This is a genomic window from Aequorivita sp. IT1183 (assembly GCF_058068265.1).
The window spans coordinates 157068-178169 of the sequence record NZ_JBYRHS010000007.1; the positions used below are offsets into that span (position 1 = coordinate 157068).

Annotated in this window: 13 protein-coding genes; 5 read left to right on the plus strand and 8 right to left on the minus strand. The window is 35.9% G+C overall.

What is annotated here, in order from left to right; translation table 11 throughout:
- Positions 1-51 precede the first annotated feature (51 nt).
- The 7 genes from AC3RVF_RS15250 to AC3RVF_RS15280 form a co-directional block, all read right to left on the minus strand.
- Positions 52-2970 (minus strand): serine hydrolase domain-containing protein, encoded by a 2919-nt coding sequence (locus AC3RVF_RS15250; protein WP_489693727.1) that lies wholly within the window; start codon positions 2968-2970, stop codon positions 52-54.
- A gap of 14 nt (positions 2971-2984) precedes the next feature.
- A complete protein-coding gene (locus AC3RVF_RS15255) occupies positions 2985-3470 on the minus strand; it encodes an ABC transporter ATPase (RefSeq protein ID WP_489689973.1) in 486 nt (161 codons plus the stop codon).
- A 3-nt stretch (positions 3471-3473) separates the two neighbouring features.
- Positions 3474-4265 (minus strand): (Fe-S)-binding protein, encoded by a 792-nt coding sequence (locus tag AC3RVF_RS15260; protein ID WP_489693728.1) that lies wholly within the window; start codon positions 4263-4265, stop codon positions 3474-3476.
- A gap of 80 nt (positions 4266-4345) precedes the next feature.
- Complete coding sequence (locus tag AC3RVF_RS15265; protein ID WP_489689971.1) at positions 4346-4780, minus strand: LNS2 domain-containing protein; 435 nt, start codon at positions 4778-4780, stop codon at positions 4346-4348.
- A gap of 55 nt (positions 4781-4835) precedes the next feature.
- The gene (locus AC3RVF_RS15270) at positions 4836-6140 is read right to left on the minus strand and encodes a 4Fe-4S dicluster domain-containing protein (protein ID WP_489693729.1); all 1305 of its coding nucleotides are present in this window, start codon (positions 6138-6140) and stop codon (positions 4836-4838) included.
- A gap of 6 nt (positions 6141-6146) precedes the next feature.
- Positions 6147-7094 carry an MlaD family protein gene (locus AC3RVF_RS15275; protein WP_489693730.1) on the minus strand — a complete coding sequence of 316 codons (948 nt, stop codon included), beginning with the start codon at positions 7092-7094 and terminating at the stop codon, positions 6147-6149.
- A 54-nt stretch (positions 7095-7148) separates the two neighbouring features.
- Complete coding sequence (locus tag AC3RVF_RS15280; RefSeq protein WP_489689968.1) at positions 7149-8270, minus strand: N-acetylmuramoyl-L-alanine amidase family protein; 1122 nt, start codon at positions 8268-8270, stop codon at positions 7149-7151.
- A 289-nt stretch (positions 8271-8559) separates the two neighbouring features.
- Here AC3RVF_RS15280 and AC3RVF_RS15285 point away from each other — a divergent pair, with 289 nt between their 5' ends.
- The 4 genes from AC3RVF_RS15285 (at position 8560) to AC3RVF_RS15300 (ending at position 15500) form a co-directional block, all read left to right on the plus strand.
- Entirely contained in the window at positions 8560-11325 is a 2766-nt protein-coding gene (locus AC3RVF_RS15285; RefSeq protein ID WP_489693731.1) for a putative LPS assembly protein LptD, read from the plus strand.
- 26 nt (positions 11326-11351) lie between these two features.
- Positions 11352-11732 carry a Rid family detoxifying hydrolase gene (locus tag AC3RVF_RS15290; RefSeq protein WP_489689966.1) on the plus strand — a complete coding sequence of 127 codons (381 nt, stop codon included), beginning with the start codon at positions 11352-11354 and terminating at the stop codon, positions 11730-11732.
- A gap of 405 nt (positions 11733-12137) precedes the next feature.
- Entirely contained in the window at positions 12138-14606 is a 2469-nt protein-coding gene (locus AC3RVF_RS15295; protein ID WP_489693732.1) for a phospholipase D-like domain-containing protein, read from the plus strand.
- Positions 14607-14615: 9 nt separating this feature from the next.
- The gene (locus AC3RVF_RS15300) at positions 14616-15500 is read left to right on the plus strand and encodes an endonuclease I family protein (protein ID WP_489689964.1); all 885 of its coding nucleotides are present in this window, start codon (positions 14616-14618) and stop codon (positions 15498-15500) included.
- An 87-nt stretch (positions 15501-15587) separates the two neighbouring features.
- Here AC3RVF_RS15300 and AC3RVF_RS15305 read toward each other — a convergent pair whose 3' ends face one another.
- Entirely contained in the window at positions 15588-19970 is a 4383-nt protein-coding gene (locus AC3RVF_RS15305; protein WP_489693733.1) for a translocation/assembly module TamB domain-containing protein, read from the minus strand.
- Between the two features lie 101 nt (positions 19971-20071).
- On the opposite strand from AC3RVF_RS15305, the gene tsaD reads away from it, so the two are divergent.
- On the plus strand, positions 20072-21094 hold the full coding sequence (tsaD, locus tag AC3RVF_RS15310; protein WP_489689962.1) for a tRNA (adenosine(37)-N6)-threonylcarbamoyltransferase complex transferase subunit TsaD: 1023 nt from the start codon (positions 20072-20074) through the stop codon (positions 21092-21094).
- Positions 21095-21102: the final 8 nt, after the last annotated feature.

Below are 21102 nucleotides of genomic sequence, written 5' to 3' on the forward strand. Positions count from 1 at the left end.
AGTTAGTCATGCGTATTGTAGCGAAGCGGTTCTGGCTCTCTTCTATATATTTTAATAATCAATTGCTTCATAAATGGCTTCCTGAATTTTACTACGCAAATCACTTCTTATTAACTTTCGGTTTTCTGCATCAGGAAAAGTTCTGTTCGATAGAAAAACATAAACAATTTCTTCTTCTGGATCTGCCCAAGCTAATGTCCCAGTGAAGCCGCTGTGTCCAAAACTTGTCATAGATACACAGCCACAAGTTGGTCCCGAAGTACCCAATTGTGGTTTATCAAACCCCACACCTCTTCGTACGTTTTTGTCGCAATAATAGCAAGTGTTGAAAAGGTCTAGAATATCAGGATTAAAATAACGCGTGCCGCCGTAAAATCCTTTCCAAAGATACATTTGCATTATTTTTGCAACGTCATTAGAATTGCTGAACAAACCCGCGTGACCACTTACGCCACCAAGCATAGCCGCACCTTGGTCGTGAACATAACCTTGAACTTTCTGTTTTCTGAAAACATCATCCTGCTCAGTTGGCGGAATATTATCTTTTGAGAATTTTTGCAATGGCAAATACGTGGTATAATTAGCCCCTAAAGATTCATAAATGTTCTCCTGAACTATCATATCCATTGGCTTATTATATTTGAGTTCGAAATATTTTTTCAAAATATAATAAGGTAAATCGCTGTATTTATATTCTAATTGGGAATTTAAGTCGCTATCACGAATTGTTTTATATATGGTATCCATATAATCCCTGCGCATATAAAGTTTTTCTGCAACCTGCACATTGAAATCTTTATCTGGAATGTCTGAATAATATACAGAAGACATTGCTGTTTTCTGGGCATTCATTGTATTGCGGTAAAACGGAATCCAAGCCTTAAATCGCGCATAGTGCGAAAGCATTTCCTTTAAAGTAACATTTGCTTTATTGGAGTTTTTATACTCCGGAAGCATTTCAGAAAGCTTGGTGTTTATACTCAATTCCTTTTTGTCCACAAGTTCCATTACAAGTGGTAGCGACGCTGTAATTTTTGTTAGTGAAGCCAAGTCGTAAATAGTTGTATCTGTTACAGCAATTTTCTTGTCGTATTCATTATATCCAAAACTCTTTTGATAAATTACCTTTCCTTTTCGAGCAACCATAACTTGTGCTCCGGGAAACATTCCTTGCCTAATTCCTAAGTTGACAAGAGAATCTATCTTTCTTAATTTATAGCTATTAACCCCAACGCTTTCGGGAGTTCCGTATTGAAGTCTACGTAGGGATTTTGTTTTAAAACTAGTATTTAAAGGAAAATCTTCACCTAAAGAAACTGGAAGTTCACCTTTTGCTTCACGCGCACCGAAAATAAGTTGGGCTGAAAGCTTTTGAGAGATTTCACTATTTTGATAAGACATTACAACGCCTTCAAAATTGGCAGTTGTTTTTAGATCGAGCATTGCGTACGGTCTCGCAAAAACATCTAAAATGACTGTATTTGTGCGTGCAATTTCATAAAGCCAAACGAGTTCATTTTCGGAGAATTCAAATCTTTTCCAAGGGTTCTCGTTACTTTTATGAAACCCAATAATTACATAATTATACGCTTTCAATTTTTGAACATAATCATCGAGACTACTTGCTTTTACCCAATCTACTTCATTATATTTTTTCAATTCATTAAGGAAAACCTCTCCGGAAGCGTCTCCAAAATTTACATATGCAATCTTTTTTTCTTGAAGATCTTTTATGGGCAGAATGGCGCGTTTGTTTTTAATCACCGTTAGCGCATTGTCCATTGCCTCTTCGTAAAGCGCATCATCGTTTACAGAATTTAAATCTTCGATTAAATAGTGCTTGTTTACGGGTTTGTAATGGTTTAAACCAACTTTATACTTCGCATACAGTATTTTCTTAATAGAATAAGCCAATCGTTTTTCAGTTATTACTTCTGCGTTATAAGCATTTATAAGATACACCATTGCTTTTGGCACATCTTCTGGAATCAATAAAACATCATTTCCTGCAAGGAATGCAGCGAGTTCAATCTCACCAGGTTTTTTAAAATTTGAAGCGCCCTTCATATTCAAGGCATCTGTAAAAATGAGACCATTGAAACCAAGCTCATTTTTAAGCAAATCTGTTACAACTTTTGATGAAAGTGAAGAGGGATAATTCATCTGAATCTCCAATGCGGGAACGTTTAAATGTGCAACCATCACACTATTAAGACCTTCATTTATCAATCTTTTGTAAGGGTACAGTTCCAAAGTATCCAAGCGCTCTCTCGAAAAATCAATTGTGGGTAGTGTTTTGTGGCTGTCGCTATCTGTATCTCCGTGACCCGGGAAATGTTTGGCGCTGCCCATAATGCCCGCACTTTGCATCCCTTTCATAAACGAAAGTGCCTTTTCGGTAACGTTTTCTTTGTCTTCACCAAAAGAACGATTCCCGATAATTGGGTTTTTTGGGTTTGTATTTATATCTACAACGGGTGCAAAGTTAATGTGAACTCCCAAACGTTTGGACTGTTCGCCAATTCTACGTCCAATTTTTTCAACAATTTTATTGTCGGTTATTGCGCCTAAAGTCATATTCCACGGAAAAGCATACGTAGAATCTAGTCGCATTGCCAACCCCCATTCTGCGTCCATACCAATCATTAGCGGAACTTTTGCTAGTGATTGAAATTCATTGTTCAGCTTAGCTTGACGCACTGGTCCACCTTTAGAAAAGATAACTCCGCCAATATGATAATTGGTTATTAAGTCTTTAATCTTATCGGTCTTTGCTTTGGGATCGCTAGAAAAAATATCGACCATAAAGAGTTGGCCCATTTTTTCTTCCAAAGTCATTTTATCGTAGATGCTATCGACCCATTTTTTTTGATTTTGAAAATCCTTTTTTACAATCAACGGATTTCTATCTTGCGAAAAAGCAGAAAAAGAGAGCAATACAAAAACGAGGGTGATCAATAAATTCTTCATAAGTAACTATCCTTTTATGATAAAAATCTACTGTGCCAGCTTTCGTGAGCGGGAACTTCCCAATTTTCAAGATATTCGGCTTTTGTATTTACAAGATTGTTAAAAACAACCGTGTTTTTTGATACAGATTTATCTTTTGCCATTTTTCTGAAATCGGCCAAAGGTTTGTATGCAATATAGTCTCCCGAATAAAAGGTAACGTTCATCTTATCGAGTAAGTCTACATCGAATTTTTCTTGAAGAGACTGAATAAAATGTACCGAAGCATCAATACTACAGCCAGATGCCGAAGCATTTTCTTGGTTAAGTCCGAGTACAATAAAACGATTGTATTTCATTTCTACAGCCGCTTCTAAATCTGCACCGTGGGCGGTCCATTTGGTTAAGAAATCTGTTGTAAGTTCGGTGATTTCAGCAACTTCATCGTCGCTTAATTTTCTATTGGCCTGATAAACCCAAATTCTTGAATCATCTGGCAGGTTTGTAAAGTCTGTCAACATTATTTATAAATCTTCTGCATTTACAATCATTTCTGCAACGTCCATCACTTGCACGTTGTTTTCGGCATTTTTGGCTTTTACGCCATCGGTCATCATTACCATACAAAACGGACAACCAGTAGCGATTATATCTGCTGAAGTTTCCATTGCTTGTTCGGTACGTTCTACGTTTACATCTTTATCGCCTGGTTCGGGTTCTTTAAACATTTGTGCGCCACCCGCGCCACAGCACATACCGCGTTGTTTGTTTCGTTTCATCTCCACGAGTTCTACTTCCAATTTTTCAAGTAGATTTCTTGGAGCTTCATATTCGTTATTAGCTCTACCTAAATAACACGGATCGTGGAAAGTTATTTTCTTTCCTTTAAATTTTCCTCCCTCAACTTTCAATCTTCCTTCTGCTAAAAGAGATTTTAAAAATTGAGTGTGGTGCATAACTTCATACTTTCCGCCGAGTTCAGGATATTCATTCCCAATTGTATTAAAACAATGCGGACAAGTGGTTACTATTTTTGTTATTCCGTAACCATTTAAAACTTCAATATTGGTCATGGCTTGCATTTGGAACAAGAATTCATTTCCTGCTCTTTTAGCTGGGTCGCCATTGCAACTTTCTTCGGTTCCTAAAACCGCAAAATCTATATTTGCTTTATTAAGCAACTTTACGAAAGCTTTAGTTATTTTTTTTGCGCGGTCGTCAAAACTTCCTGCGCATCCCACGAAAAACAGCACTTCGGGCAGTTTGCCTTGTGCCGCGTATTCGGCCATTGTTGGGACTTTTATTGGTTCACTCATGTGTTTAATGTTAATTGTTTGTTGTTAGTAGTAAATTGCTCGGACGCTAATTACTATTAACTTTTTTCTATTAACTGAAATCAGTCTTTAAATACTTTAATAGTCACCTCTTTTTCTACTAAATCGGTGAATTTACCTTTGTAGCGAGTTGCTTTCACTAAATGGTTATCTACCCAATGATAGTTTCCGCCACGAGGTTTTCCCATCAGCATGCTGTGGTATTTAAAACCGTGCTTGTTAAGCCACGTTTCGGTTACTTCGCGATGCATCTCCGTACGAGAAGTGAAAAAACAAATAATGTGACCTTCATCATACCATTTGTTTAAGGTTTTTAAGGCATCTGGAAATGGTTTACAAGTTGCCATTCTTTCAGGCTCTTCATTCGGAATATCTTCAGTAATGGTACCGTCAATATCTATTAAATAATTTTTTATTCCTTCGGGAAGAATCGGGCTAATGTGTTCGCCTTTTTCAACTTTTTCGTGCAGCATTTTTTCTACGTCTTCCTTTTTCATATAAATCTTTTTTACCACGAATTCACGAATACTTTCGAAACTGATGGCTATTTAATCAATTTTCATCTTTCCAATTCAATCGGTCCATTTGGTTATAAGGCCAAGGGGCGCCGTTGTTTTCTATATTGGTCATCGCTACATTCAGCTCGGTTGGTGCTGCAGATTGCTCCATAACCAAATATTGACGCATATCCATAATAATACTCAATGGATCAATACTTACGGGACAAGCCTCTACGCAGGCGTTACAGGTTGTACAAGCCCAAAGTTCTTCGCGCGTAATGTAATCGTCGAGCAGTTGTTTTCCGTCTGGCTTAAATTCGCCGTTTTTGTCAATGTTTTTTCCTACTTCTTCTAGACGGTCACGGGTGTCCATCATTATTTTTCGAGGCGAAAGTTTTTTCCCGGTTTTGTTTGCAGGACATTCGTCTGTGCAACGGCCACATTCAGTACAAGTATAAGCGTTCAGTAATTGAATTCTGTTTAAATCCATTACATCGCTCGCACCAAATTTTGCAGGAGCTTCGGTTGCTCCTTCAGCCGGTGCTGCAAATGGATCTACACTTGGATCCATCATCATTTTCACCTCATTAGTAACCGATTCTAGGTTTTTAAATTTTCCTTTAGGCACCACTTTTCCGAAGTAAACATTCGGAAATGCTAATAAAATATGAAGATGCTTCGAAAAGTATAGGTAATTAAGAAATGCAAGTATTCCCACGATATGAAACCACCAAGCGGTACGTTCAATTATATGAAGTGTAGCTTCGGGAGTGCCACTAAATAGTCCAGCAATATACTGTGAAACTACGTTACCGTTGTTCATTTCCTGGAAGTGAATATCTGTGGCGTTCATTAATAGGAAAAGTCCCATCAAAACCATTTCGAAATAAAGGATAATATTTCCGTCGTTTTTTGGCCATCCTTTCATTTCAGGTTTCCAAAAACGTTGCAATTTTAAAGCGTTTCTACGAAGCCAAAATACTATTACAGATACGAAAACTAAAAGCGCTAATATTTCAAAGAAACCAATTAAGAAGCCATAAAAACTTCCTAAGGATGAAAAGATTCTATGCGTACCAAAAATACCGTCTATAATAATTTCTAACACCTCAATATTGATGATGATAAAACCTACATAAACGATTATATGTAACATTCCCGAAATAGGACGAACCACCATTTTAGATTGGCCCAAAGCAATTCGAATTACGTTGCTCCACCTTTGTCCGGTATGGTCTGATGCATCAACTTGATGCCCCAATTTAATGTTGCGTATAATTTTGCGGATGTTGATTGTAAAAAAACCAATACCTGCTAAAAGGACTATTAGAAATAATATATTTGGAATGTATTGCATGATGGTTTATTCGTCTGGATTGGCTGGCGCTTCGTATTCTTTGTTCTTTTTCCCAAACACTGAAATATGTACATAGCGTTTTGGATTAAGTTTAAAATCTTGTACTAATTGCTCAAGTTGTCTTGAGGCTCCTTCTAAATTTTCGTAAAGTTTGTCGTCTTTTAAAAGCTTACCCATGGATCCATTGCCATTTTCAACGCCTGTAACAATTTTATCCATTTTATCTACAACACTCTGCAAATCTGTAACCAATCTGCCAGTTTCAAGTTGCGATAATGAATCTGTAAGTTGGGAAAGGTTTCTTGCCGTTTTATCTAGATTAGTAAAGGTATTGTCTAATTTACCGGTATTGTTAGCGAGCACTTTATTCAAGTTTTCTGAAACGCCCGCAAATGAATTAAGAGTTGTATTTAAGTTTACAATTGCTTGTTGCAAATTACGACGTGTTTCTTCATCTACTATAGCGTTAATACTTAATAATAATGTATCAACTGTAGCCAATGTATTATTCACTTTTTTCTCTAAAGGTCCCAGTGCTTTTGTAACGGCGGTAAGCATACCGTCTTCTACATCGCCACGAAGCGTGTCGCCACTTTTAGCAATATTATTGTCGTATTGCGGAAAAATACCTAAAGATTTTCCTCCAATTAACCCAGTGCTATAAATACGTACAATACTGTTTTTGGAAAAATCGAAATCTTCCTCGACTGTAAACTTTACTACCAAACCTCCTTTTGAGTTGGCAAAAGTTATATTTTGAACCTTTCCAACGGTAAGTCCATTAATAGTTACAGGGGCTGCTTGCGCCAAACCTTCTACGTTGTCGTATTTTACATAAAATTCGCGGTTTTTATCAAGCAAATTTGTGCCTTTCAAAAAGCTGTATCCAAAGATTAACAGCAATATAGCTCCAATGGCGAGGATTCCAGTTTTAACTTCTTTCGATAGTCTCAAGTGTATAGTTTTAGATGATGAGCAAATTTAAAGCATAAATATAAAGAATGCACACTAATTGGCTTTCGATTTTAACACTTCTGGTAGATTAACTTTTTTACCTTTTTTAAAAGCCACAACGTAGGCTGAGGGATATCCTTTTTGTTGTACAAAGGTTTTCATTACCTGAATTTTATTGTAGTCTGAAGATTCACCGTAATAATATTTAAAAAGTCCATCCTCTTTTTCGCGAGTTACATCTTTTAGGCCTTTGAAATTATTGGGCTTCAAATCCAGTTTTCTGCTACTAGCAGCCAATTGCACTTTGAAAGTTACACCCTCGTAAACGGCTTCCTTGGTATTTTCAATAGTTTTTTCAACTTGTATTTGTTCTATTTCGGGATCTTTTATTTTTTCTGTAGCTACTGAAAGACTACTGATGTATGATTTTATGGCATTTCCTATTTCACGAGACATTTCAAACTGTCCCTTCTCTGAATCTAAATATGCACCTTCACTTTTATTGGTAAGAAATCCGGTTTCAATTAGAACACTCGGCATATAGGTATTGTGAAGCACCCAAAAACCTGCCTGTTTCACACTTCTATCTTTTCTTTTTAAATTATTAATTACATTATTTTGAACCAGACTTGCAAGTAATATACTTTGATCTAAATATTCTTCCTGCATCAAAACCATTCCTATCAGAGATTCTGGGGCATTAGGATCAAATCCGCCATATTTTTCATGATAGTTTTCTTCTAAATAAATTACTTCGTTTTCTTTTTTAGCTACCTCAAAATTCGCTTGTGTTTTGTGCAGTCCTAAAACGAAGGTCTCAGCGCCAGAAGCATCAGAATTATGAGCGTTACAGTGTACAGATACAAAAAGATCGGCATCTGCCTTGTTTGCTATTGCAGCGCGTTCACGCAATTCAATAAATATATCGGTTTTACGCGTGTAGATTACTTTTACATTTGGAAGCTTTTCTAGCTCTGCTCCCACTTTTAAAACAATATTTAGAGATATTTCGGATTCTTTGTATCCATTCCCTTTGTTTCCGTGGTCATGGCCACCGTGACCAGCATCCAAAACAACAACAAACGGTTTGATGGGTTTTTCCGTCGCAGATTCAGCGAAAGAAAAAAATGTTAATGCTATAACTATTAAAAAAGAAGTGAAAAGTTTAGTGTGCATATAAATGTTAACGATTGTTATTATTGATTATTTTAAATATTTAGCGGTTTAACTCAACACCGCTTGCTCTTACTTTTAAACTATGACTGCTCTTAGCAGTCCATGATTCATACAAATCGATTTATAATGGTGACTATTAACGAATAACTAATTTTTTCATATTCATCTGTACTCTGGATTCATTTTTGATATGATTCATTTTAGTCATATTTCGTTGTTCTTTTCAGTTGAATTTTCTTTTTCCAAAAAATTCAATTTAAAAAACGTACCCGAAAAAATATGTTTATTTTTGACCGTTTCAAATATTGAGCCAAATCTACAAAATAATAGTACCAGCGCATTGCAGACAAAAGATCATTACTTAACAATCTTCTTAACATTCCTGCTCCTTTGCAGCACTGTTTTGCATGCACAAGACATTCCCCCAAAGAATGAAACCAATATTCCGAAAGTAACTAAGGAGGATACTCTTTCTGTAAACCTAAAACCTGTTATTGATGAAATTACTGAACAGGCACAGGATACTATAAAAACCGATTCTATTAAGCCTCCCAAAGAAACTTTGACCGCTATTGTAGATTATTACGGCGAAGATTACGTTTTGCTAAACCGAAAGGAAAACAAAGTATATATGTATAATAAAGCATATATAATTTATGGTGATATGCGTATTGATGCGGGTTTGATAATTCTAGATTACAACAAAAACGAAGTTTACGCAAAAGGAATAGATAGTGCTGGGGTTTACAGCCAGCGCCCTATTTTTGTTCAGGCTAATAATAAAGTGGAACCAGACTCCATTAGATATAATTTTGATTCGAAAAAAGCACTGGTTTACAATAGCCGAACCGAACAAAATGGTTTTAAAGTAATTGCAGAAGTCACCAAAAAAGTAAACGATTCCGTAGTCTATTTACGAAATGTGAAATTTACCACTTCAAAAAATATTGACGATCCCGAATATTATTTTTATACTCGAAAGGCAAAGTTTGTCCCTAAAAAGAAGATAGTTACTGGCTTAACAAATATGTACATCGCAGATGTACCTACGCCGATTGGTTTACCATTTGCATATTTTCCTTTAACCGAAGACCGAACTTCCGGGTTTATTATCCCCTCTTTTGGTGATAATAACAGTCGGGGTTTCTTTTTTCAGAATGGTGGTTACTACTTTGCAATAAACGATTATTTAGACTTAAGTCTGTTAGGCGATTATTACACGAATGGAAGTTATGCGCTTCGCGGAGAAACGGCTTATTCGCTTCGTTATAAATTTAGAGGGAATTTAAGTGCGAGGTTTGAAAAACTAGTACAGGAAGAAAGAGGATTTCCAGATTTTAGCGAAAGCAGCATCTATAACATACGTTGGTCGCATTCGCAAGACACAAAAAGCAGCCCGAACTCTCGTTTTTCTGCTTCGGTGAATATTGGTAGTAGTCAATATTTCACCGAATCCATTAACCAGACCAACAATGCTAGTGCTTTGGTAAACACTTTGAGTTCTTCTATTTCCTATTCCAAAACCTTTGAAGGCGAACCGCAAGTAAATCTATCGGTGGCCGCTACGCATTCACAGAATACCAATACTGAGGAAATTTCTATGTCTTTACCAAATATGAATGCAAGTGTTTCCAGAATTTATCCGTTTGCTCCAAAAGACGGCACTAAAGAAGGCATCATTGAAAACATAAATTTTCAGTACGATGTAACTGCCGAAAATAGAATACTAACTACAGATTCGCTTTTCTTTAAACCAGAAATGTTTAACGATGCACAAATTGGCGCGCAACACAATATTCCAGTTACAACAAACTTTAAAATTCTTAAATATTTAAGCGCTTCGGCAGGTACAAACTATCGCGAAACGTGGGTATTAAAAAGTACGCGTCAATATTATGACTCGACCCTTGACGATGGATTGGGTGGTATTGTTAAAGATACTGTGGCCGGCTTTGAAAGTTACCGAACCTATAATTTTTCTACCAGTTTAGGAACCACGCTTTACGGTCTTTTCAACTTCGGAAAAGATAATAAAATACAAGCGCTGCGCCATGTGGTTCGTCCTTCTATTAGTTATAACATTAACCCTGCATTTGATAGATATTACGATGAATTTATCATTCCAGAAACTGCCGATGAAGCTGCACAAGTAGTATCATATTCGAGATTCGAAAACACACTCTACGGTGCGCCTGGCAAAGTATATTCTAGTAGTATTGGCCTTTCACTTAGTAATACTTTTGAAGCTAAAATGCGCGATCGCGACACAACTGCTTTAGAGCCTAAAAAAATAACTTTATTAAACAACTTAAACTTTTCTACAGCATATAATCTCGCCGGCGATTCTTTACAATGGAGCCCGTTGCAGTTTACGGGAAGCATTCCGATTATTCCTAAATTAGATTTCAACTTCAGCGGAAGTTTAGATCCGTATGCTTTAGATAATAATAATCAAAAGATTGATGTTTTCAATATTGATAACGGCGGAAGTCTTTTCAGATTAACCAATGCCAATGTGAGTATTAACTATTCCTTCTCAAGCAAGGATTTTGATGGTAGCACCGATAAAAATTTAGATAGAACAGACAACGAAACCTTTCGAAACGGTGGTCGTCCCGATGATCTTTTTGGAGAATCTACAGATATTTACGACGGACAGATTTACAAAGAAGACGAGGAAGATGACGTTGACAAAACTAATGTAGAATGGTATAATTACACCATTCCGTGGGATATGCGTTTTGCATACACTGTAACCTATGGTAATAGTCAGCGACAAAATGAAATCTCTAGTCAGTCGTTTATGATGAGCACTAATCTGGAACTAGCGCCACGATGGACAGTCGGTGTTTCTTCGGGTTACGATTTTAAAAATAAAGGAGTAACACTTACGCAATTCCGTTTCCAGCGCGATTTAGAAAGTTGGCAAATGAGCTTTAACTGGACGCCAATCGGAAGCATTAATACGGCTTGGTATTTCTTTATTGGAATTAAATCTTCTATGTTAAGCGATATTAAATACGACAAACGTAGAGAAAGCGATAAGGGACTTTAAGTTTCAAAACTTCAAAACAAAAAAATATGAAAACTATAATCACAACCAAAAATGCTCCAGCTCCTATTGGACCATACAATCAGGCAGTCCTTAACGGAAATATGCTTTACACTTCTGGGCAAATAGCTATTGATCCAAAAACTGGCAATTTGGTAATTGACGATATAAAAAGTGAAACTAAATTGGTTATGGAGAACTTAAAAGCAATCCTTACTGAAGCAGGAATGACTTTTGAAAACGTGCTAAAATCCTCAATCTTTATTAGTGATATGCATAATTTTGCAGCGATTAATGAAGTGTATGCAACATATTTCAATGAGGCTACAGCTCCTGCTCGCGAAACGGTAGAAGTAGCAAACCTTCCCAAATTTGTAAATGTTGAGATTTCGGTGATTGCTTCACTGTAATTATTTCGGAACCAATTAATTCTATCAGTTGCAACAATTGTATCGTTTTTTAGAATTTGGAAAATATTTATTTAGAATAATTCAGCGTTAACCCACGCACGACGGACAATACCACTCCTCGACTTCATCTGTCTTTTCTTCCGGCGGTTTAAACGCACAGTACAATTATAATCGTCTGAAGTTACGATTGTTCCGTTGCTTTACTTTAATTATTTTCAAGAATCAATTTATCAAAGTATAAGTCTATTTAGCTATATTTGATTCTCCTCAATTTTTTTGAATATGAAGTTTGCAACTTTGCGCTCAGTAATGACATGTCTTCTTTTCGACAAGCATTTACACAGCAGCGTTTTTGACTCATTAATTGCCAAACTTCCGTTTTTTAATTGTCAAAAAAACTATCGTATGCGAAGAAAAATAACTCTCAACCTGCCAGCTTCATATTATAGATTTATACTTTTCTTTTTAATGGCATTATTGGTTTCTAGTTGTAGCAAAAAGTTACTCCTAACTTCGCCACTTACTGTTACGCCAGATTATTTATTAAATAATTCTTTTAATGCAGAAAAGGCCTTCGTTCTAAAAGATAACGACCTCGCTTTTGCTTCAAAAATTGATATAATTAAGAATGCGAAAAAAGAGTTGCGCCTTATTTATTATATCTATGATTTAGATGAAACTACGGCTTATATGACTTATTCCATTCTGGAAAAGATAAAAGCCGATAAAGATTTCCGAGTGAAGATTTTAATCGATTATCAATGGAATTATAAAAACCTCGATTTCTTTAGATGGATGGAGAATCAACAGCCAAATGGCATTCCGCAAATTGAAGTCCGTTTTTACAATCGTCCCGCCGTTTCTGTTATTAAATTCGCTGAATTTATGACGATTGGTTGTGCTGGCGAGAAAATTGGAGTTCAGGAAACTACGCCAAACTGCGCCGAAGAAAAATCGATTTATTTAAAAAAATACAACGGCTTATTATTAAGTGAAGCCGAAGATGAAATGAGTTTAGAAGCTAAAATATTTTTAGCCGGATTTTATTCAAAAGACCCAAATGGAATCTTATTTGGAACGCAATTAGGGTACGCCAGAGAATTGCAAACGATGGCAGAAAGTACTACCGCAACTCCAACAATAACGCCAGAAACAAAAGAGAATTTAAAGAAGGTTATGAAATTGTATTGGACTGCTAAAACGGGGAACAATGCAGAGAAAATTGGAGCTAAGATTCAACTTTCTATAATGGGTTTATTCTTTGGGGAACAATTAAAACCCTTTTTAAATGGTTTGGAAACTATCTTGCCTTTTTCACCTAAAGACTTGGATGGCAGTGCTATGATGGCTAATAACGAAATGGATTATGTAACAGATTATAGTCACCATAAATTAATTTTAGCGGACAAAGAGGTGGCGCAATTAGGCGGCAGAAATTGTGCAAACGCATACCATATGCATCCAAATGATTTGGAAAAGAAATACATTTTTATGGATACCGATGTTTTTCTTGAATTAGACGAAAAAGGCGGCAACATTTTGCAAATAAGTTACGATGAACTTTGGAATTATACCAAAATGGTGGCTACAACTTCCGACATAGAAAAGCACGCCCCGATTGGGTATTTATACTTAATTAATAAAGCGACACAAATGGCGGAAGCTGCCTGTCCAGAAAATCTAAACGATTTGGAAAAACAAGGCTGCGCTCTTCAAATATTTGTGCAATTATTAAATTCTGGAACTGAAGCATTAGTTGCTGAAAAACAACAAGAATGGGGAACTAAATATGAAAATTATTTAAAATCTTATCAGGACAATTACGTGAGTAAAACTACAAATGGAAAAGCCTGGACGAGTTTTGATATGCTTTTCGATTCGAATAACGGATATGTTCAAAACACTAGGTTTAGTAACACTTTACATACTGTGAACGTAATTCCTATGACGAATCAAGAAATGTTTTATGTTCAAAATGTACCCTTCAATTTAAGTATTACTAAGCGCGGAAATTTGAAAAACAGAAAATTTGGTTCAGATTATGGCAAGGAAATTGAACACGGTAAGATGATTCAAAAAGTCTGGGAAGATGCTTTTGAGGATGCCTGTGCGAAGAGTAATTTAACCAATGAACCTGTGGAAGTTATTATTCACCAAGGATATTTTTCGCCCACAGAAGGCGTTGTCCACGAAATGAATAGACTTATGAGCAAGAATATTTGCCCAAACATTAAACTAAAAATTTACACGAATTCAATCGGCACTACAGATTTAACACCCATCAATTTTATAGGAAGAAGGCAAATGCAGTATCTTCTTCAGAATAATAAAGAATTTGATTCAGATAGATTTGAATACTTCGAATACAACAAGGATAGATTAACACAAGAAGTAGCAGACAATTTTCCAAGTGAAAGTGGCGTTAAAGGAGCGAGTTCATTTTCGCTTCACACGAAAGTGATAATTTTTGGTGATGATATTTATATAGGTTCGGCAAATGCTGAATTTAGAAGTTATATGATGGATACCAACAATGGAGTTTTCATAAAAGATGCGCCAGAATTAGTTGCCGCATATAAAAAGATTTTCGAAGAACTAGAGGCAGAAAAGATTGTTGTTGAAGCAAAACACAACATAAAATTTGATGATGTAACGCAACTTAGAACCCAAGAAATAAAAGATATTGACGCCTTATTAAAAAGATATTCTGTAGATGAGCGACCATCAATGGCAACAAGAAAAGAGGAGCTTGAATTTATGATGCGCCAATTTTATGCAATCTTAGATCAGGTTACTGTTGAAATGAAAAAAAGCTTAAAAAAGAAAAAACTTGAAGGTCCATCAAAGTTAGATGAGCTTTTAAAAGTATTTTAAAATTGTAATTTGAAGAAAAAGAAAACCATTTTTAGATTTTCCGTTGTAATTATTTTACTCCTTTTCTACGGAAATACGGCGCAATCTGCAGTACGTAATCCTGAAGTTTTCATTTATTCGACTTCTGATACGATAGTTTCGGAAAAGGTAAAATGTGGTGTAAAAAGCACGGTTTATTCCGATGAAATTATTCCCATACACAACTTAGTTGAAAATTATAAGCCAAAGCAAGTATTAAGCTATGACGAGGCGAGAGAAGTTATGTATACTCAAATTTATAATGTAAACGATACCGTGAGTTGTATGTATACGGGTTATAAATTACCGCTTTTACACACCGAAGAAAACCCTATTTTGAAGTTGATGAAGTTGAATTTATTCAACAGTATAATCGCAGAACATAGCTTTCCTAAAAGTAAAGGGGCTCACGATGGAAACGCTAAGAGCGACATGCATCACCTGTTTCCAGTGCGCTTAGGCGTTAATGTTTCAAGATATAATCATCCTTTTGGCGAAGTAAAAGCAGAAGAATGCGACGTTTGGTATAGTGCAAATGAAAAGTACAAATCGAAACCAGACGAAATTGAATCTATTTGTGCTAAAGAAGGAAATGAAAAATTTGAACCTCAAGACAGTTTTAAAGGTAACGTTGCGCGCGCGGTTTTTTACTTTTATACAATGTACCAAGAAGAAGCCGATTTGGCTGACGATTCATTTTTCGAATTACAACTAACAACTTTATTAGCGTGGCATAAACAGGATCCTGTTGATGAATTGGAGTTAAAACGAACTCATCTCATAGCAAACTATCAGTCGGGAAAAGCAAATCCATTTGTTTTGGATGAAACTTTAGCCGAGCGATTATACGGTTCAAAAGCCGAGCAAAAAAAATAAAAGAATTGATTCCGAAATATTTTGATGAAATTATTTTTGGCAGCTTTAGTGTAATCACAGACATACTATTTAAGCCACTCCACGTCCCTACTCTCCTTCTTCCTCAATCTTTGTGCCCTGTGGGTTAAAATCTACTGGATAGGTGTTGTCGTCTGGAATTACGGGCAGTTCTGTATCTATAGTTACATTCTTATTAAAAAGCTTTCTGTACAGCTCTTGAAAAGTATTGAAATCTACAGAATATGAAATCCCCGTACCTTGTTCAAAAATTTGGTCTTCGCCAATAAACTGCAAATCTGCCTGACGATTAAAGAATTTCATTCGTAAACTTCCATCTTCGTTAATTAACCATTGCACTTCAATATCACCAGCCACCGAAGTTTCGTTTGCGCCGCCCACCGGCACACCAACTTTTCCGTTTATTAGTATGCGTTCATTTATTTGTGTTGAAAGCGTAATCCCGAATTGATCTGAGGTTTCTTGTTCAGGAGTCTTATTTCCTATGGAATAATCCAAACCAACACGGAATTTTCCATCTTGATCGGCAAAAAGATTATTCACCAAGCCAGAAACTCTATCTGCAACTGTTCCCGCAAAAGCATTGGAACCAGCGTAGCTATCACTAACAAATGAATTAGACGCTAATAAGAACAACGCTTGATTTTGCATCTGTTCTTGGTTTTGCAATTTGTATTGCAGCTCACTCTTTAAAGTAGAACTTACACGCGGAAAATCTATATTAAAACTTAATTCTGGTTGGGCAAGTTCCCCTTCCAAATCTACATAGACTTCTACGGGTATTTTTGTATTTACTGTTGGGTTATCGAGCAAAACAGAAGGATTTGCTTGTGTTTTATACACCGCACTTAAACTAAGATTTGCACGCTCCGGAGCGCCATCCCAAGTTATGTTTCCTCCAGGTACTACGCCTATATTTCGCTGAATGATTCCACCATATCTAAAATCGTATTCCCCTTCATAAACTTGAAAATCGCCGTACATTTGAAATTTTCCATTGGTATTTATTTCTATCAAAAGTATTCCTGCACCGCGCCCTTTTAAGGTAGAATTGTTTTCCTGATCCACAACCACTTCTACTTCGGCGTTTTTGTTAATGTCAAGTTCAAAGTTTAGTGCTAAGCCTTTCACATCCTCTGTAACGAGTGGCTCTCCATTAATGCGCGCCTCTTTTTCTTTTGGTGAAAGAAAATGTACAAATGAGTCATCGCCAATAGATTCGGTATCACTAATAGGAATTTTAAAAGTAGTTCCACGTTGGGTTGTGGCTTCAACATTAATAACTAACTCGTCTATTGGGCCCAAAATGTCTGCTCTTCCACTTATAAAAGCAGTTCCGTAATACAGCGCATCTTCGTCTGGTGGTGTGTCTAAAACCACCAATCTATCTGGCGCTTCCACATGCAAATCTAATTCCCAATCTTTAAAATTATTGTGTGTCGCGTTACCATAAAGAATTCCCGCAGTTTCAAATTTTGTGTCTTCAATATTGGTACGGCCAATTTCGAATTTATTTTTGGTTACAACAATCTGAGCGTTATTTTCTATTTTGAAATCGGTGTTTAAATATGGAATTTTTAATCCGCTGTTTTCTAAAGTGAAACGGCCTAAAATATCTGGCGACTTATAACTTCCCGAAACGCGTGCATTCCCAGTAATTAATCCACGAATATCTGAAATTACATCAGCGCCAAAAGGGCTAAATGCTTGCATATTAAACTGATTCAAGTCAACGTTGAGTTGTATTTGTGGATTTCTAGGAGAAACATCAATCTCTCCCACTGCATTAATAGATTTTACATTATTATTGGTAAGCGAAGTATTTATCCTGTATTTAGTGAGGTCTTCGTTTCCGTCAATTTTCAAGATTAAATCTCCAAAAAGTACTTCATTAATTTCCACGGCGTCAATGGTTACTGAACTATTGGGGTAATAAGCACCGTTTCTCTGAATAAAATCAAAGTTTCCATTTACATTTCCTTTAAGTCGAAGACTATCAATTTCTGGCGTAATGTTACCAATATTCACATCGCTAAAACGAACTTTCAAATCTTTATATGTTGAATCGCGCAGTATACCAGCCATCTGTATTAGCTCGTTGTTATGACTTAGCACTAACGAATCAATACGTACTTCTCTAAAATTATCATCAAAAACCACTTTATTCAAGCGATTGTTATTTTCGTTTAAATACCAAACATTGCCTTTGTAAGTGATATCAGATTTTTTAACGCCAATAACTGACTTACCTGCCATATTAATAGTGTGGTAAAGAGAAAGGTTAAAAAGGTCTTCTTTTTTAGGACCTCCCGCAAATTCTGAACGCACATACATCGTGTCGTTTAAGGTCTTGTTTATAATATTTAAATCTTGAATATTATAAAACCCATTGTAAATAGAATCTGCAGTTATATAGGTGTTATATAGAGGGTTATCGTTATCTACTTGAATATTTAGTTTTCCTAAGTAATTATTGAAAAGAAGAATTTCGGGCGAGCGGAAATCGAGTTTAAATTTAGATTCATCAGAATAAACAGAACCTCTAATACGTGTGTTGTCTCCTAATTTTAATTGCGGTACAAAGACGTCTACAATTTTATTATAAACCACAAATTCATAATCTATGTACTGGTTTGTAGTAACTTCTTGCGGAATGTAATTGGCATAAATACTCGCAATTCCATTTTGAAAAAGGTTAGGAATATCTTTAATTAAAAATTCACCCGTAATCCTACCATTTATTATATCTGGCGAGTTTATTTCAATGGTTCTAATTGAGTTTTCAAAAGAAGATATAATAGTAAAATCATCAAAGTAATAGTTATCGCGCTCGTTTTGATAAAAAGTTTGACTAAAGTTAATCGTGCCCACCACATCGTCAATTGTCTTGCCATCCATATTAACAACAACCTTTCCGGTGAAAATGGAAATACTATCTCGGGCAACAAGCTTAAGTTTATTTAAATCGGCATATTCTACATTTGCTTCAAAATCTAACTGATTTGTGGCTTGTGAGGCATCAATTAGTCCTTTAAATTCCAGTTTTAAATTAGGGTCATTAATGGAAAGTTCACCGTTAAAAAGTGGGTTTTTAAGATTTCCAGAAACAGCAATGTTTTGATAATTATAACCTTCAAAATTAAAAGATGAAACAGTTCCCGATATTTCGGTATTCACCGTGTTTTTATTGAATCCACGTCCGTCAAAATCAAGGTTGGCGGTCATTTTTCCAAGTGAAGTAGTGTTGGCAATCTTGCCCAAATTGAAATTTTTCAGAACCACATTTCCTTTGTAATATGCATTATCAATGTTATTGATATTGCCCATTTTCAAGTTAATTTTGGCTTGCCCTATTCCACTTTCTAAATTACTGTTTGTATTCAGCTCATTTTCTATTATTGAAGAATTCCCACTAAGGCTAAAGCTACTTAATTCTTTCAATTCAACAGGAATAACATCGCCTAAAACACGTGGCATAAATCTTCTTAAATCGTAATAATTTGTAGCCATATAATGATTGGTGGCAGTAATAGCGTACCCTTTTTCTAAATCTAAAATATTCTGAAAAGCATAATCGCCTTCAAAATAAGTATCGCCAGTAACAAATTTGGTATTGGTGGCGGTGAAATTATTTAGAGTGCCTTTTAGCTCGGTGTCTATCAGTATTATTTGGTCTGGACCAAATTCATTATAAAACCCGTTTAAATCGTTGGTTGCGATTTTAGAATCTTTCAAGTTTGCTGTAATTATTACATCGTTAATGAAATCTGCCATCCCATTTTTAGAATAATCTAAATCTATATCGCCTATAATGCGGGAATCGACTGTTTTTACATTTAAATTTTTCAATGTAATATTCGTAAGCGAGTACGAAAAATCGGCCTGTAAATCTTCAATCACAAAACCTCGTGCGGCAGTGAGGGAAAGACTTTCAATATTAACTTTAATCTCTGGACCTTTAACATCTAAATTATTAGCGACAATGTTTACGTTACTGAGATTAAAAATCTGAGGGTTTTCAAGATTTTCATTTGTAATTTTTACGCGACTATTTGTGAGTTTAACATCATTACTAAAAAGCGAAAAGGGAGATGTGCTAGGCTTTCCAGTATCAAACTTTTGAGCGAAAATAGATAGGTTATCGGTTTCTTCGTCTTTGTAAGTTTTTACAAGTAGTTTGGCATTATTTAGTGCAATATCACCAAAACCAAGATTACCGTTAATTAAATTTTGAAAGCTAATTATATTGGTCTGTACTTCTTTGCTGTAAATAAGCGTATCGTTGTGGTGGTCGGCAATGTAAACCTCCCGAATATCTACTTCGCCTTTCCAGTTGAGGCCTAAGCGTAGAATGTTAATATCTGTACCGTAAGTTTGGTTGAGATTTTCGGTTACTTTTTTAGCGACTTTTGTCTGAATTGCCGGAATAGAAAAAATAATTATTACAAGCACGAGCAGCAATACAATGATTACGAAGGTGCGAACTATTATTTTCCGAAGTTTTTTGATACGCTTTTAAAGTTTTAATTTTACAACCAATAAATATTTTTACTTTGACACAAAAAAACTGCTACATCCTCGGTATTGAATCTTCTTGCGACGACACTGCCGCTGCCGTTATTAACAACGGCGAAATATTAAGCAATGTTGTTGCCACACAGGCAATTCACGAGCAATATGGCGGTGTAGTGCCTGAACTTGCCTCCCGAGCGCATCAACAAAATATTGTTCCGGTAGTTCACCAAGCATTACAAAGAGCAAATATCGATAAAAAACAGTTATCTGCCATCGCTTTTACTCGCGGACCTGGCCTTATGGGTTCCTTACTCGTAGGCACCTCATTTTCAAAATCTTTAGCCCTTGGATTAGGCATTCCATTGATAGATGTAAACCATATGCAAGCGCATATTTTAGCACATTTTATTAAAGCTGAAGGGCAAATCGCTCCAAACTTTCCATTTTTGGCACTCACTATTAGTGGTGGCCACACACAGATTGTAAAAGTTACCGATTATTTTGAAATGGAAATTATAGGCCAAACCATTGACGATGCTGTGGGCGAAGCTTTTGATAAAAGCGCAAAAATTTTAGGCCTGCCCTATCCTGGCGGTCCTTTGGTGGATAAATACGCTCAGAAAGGCAATCCCAAAGCTTTCAAATTTCCGAAGCCAAAAGTTTCTCCGATGGATTTCAGTTTTAGCGGATTAAAAACTTCGGTGCTTTATTTTGTTCAAAAAGAAGTAGCGCAAAACCCTGATTTTATTTCCGAAAACATAGCAGATATTTGTGCAAGCATTCAATTTACAATCGTAGATTATTTAATGGATAAGCTGAAAAATGCCGTGAAAAAGACGGGAATTAAAGAAGTTGCCATTGGTGGTGGTGTTTCAGCAAATAGCGGAATTCGGAAAGCGTTGCTTGAGGCTGAAGCAAAATACGGTTGGAAAATACACATTCCAAAATTTGAATTCTGCACAGATAATGCAGCAATGATTGCTATTGTGGGTGAATTAAAATACAAAACTCAAAATTTTGCCGAGAATAATGTGGTAGCTTCGGCACGGATGAAGTTTTAAAAGGCCGA

Bases quoted from the DNA above. Each gene is read 5' to 3' on its own strand.
- AC3RVF_RS15250 (WP_489693727.1), bottom strand. From the start codon at position 2,970: ATGAAGAATTTATTGATCACCCTCGTTTTTGTATTGCTCTCTTTTTCT.
- AC3RVF_RS15255 (WP_489689973.1), bottom strand. From the start codon at position 3,470: ATGTTGACAGACTTTACAAACCTGCCAGATGATTCAAGAATTTGGGTT.
- AC3RVF_RS15260 (WP_489693728.1), bottom strand. From the start codon at position 4,265: ATGAGTGAACCAATAAAAGTCCCAACAATGGCCGAATACGCGGCACAA.
- AC3RVF_RS15265 (WP_489689971.1), bottom strand. From the start codon at position 4,780: ATGAAAAAGGAAGACGTAGAAAAAATGCTGCACGAAAAAGTTGAAAAA.
- AC3RVF_RS15270 (WP_489693729.1), bottom strand. From the start codon at position 6,140: ATGCAATACATTCCAAATATATTATTTCTAATAGTCCTTTTAGCAGGT.
- AC3RVF_RS15280 (WP_489689968.1), bottom strand. From the start codon at position 8,270: ATGCACACTAAACTTTTCACTTCTTTTTTAATAGTTATAGCATTAACA.
- AC3RVF_RS15290 (WP_489689966.1), top strand. From the start codon at position 11,352: ATGAAAACTATAATCACAACCAAAAATGCTCCAGCTCCTATTGGACCA.
- AC3RVF_RS15295 (WP_489693732.1), top strand. From the start codon at position 12,138: ATGCGAAGAAAAATAACTCTCAACCTGCCAGCTTCATATTATAGATTT.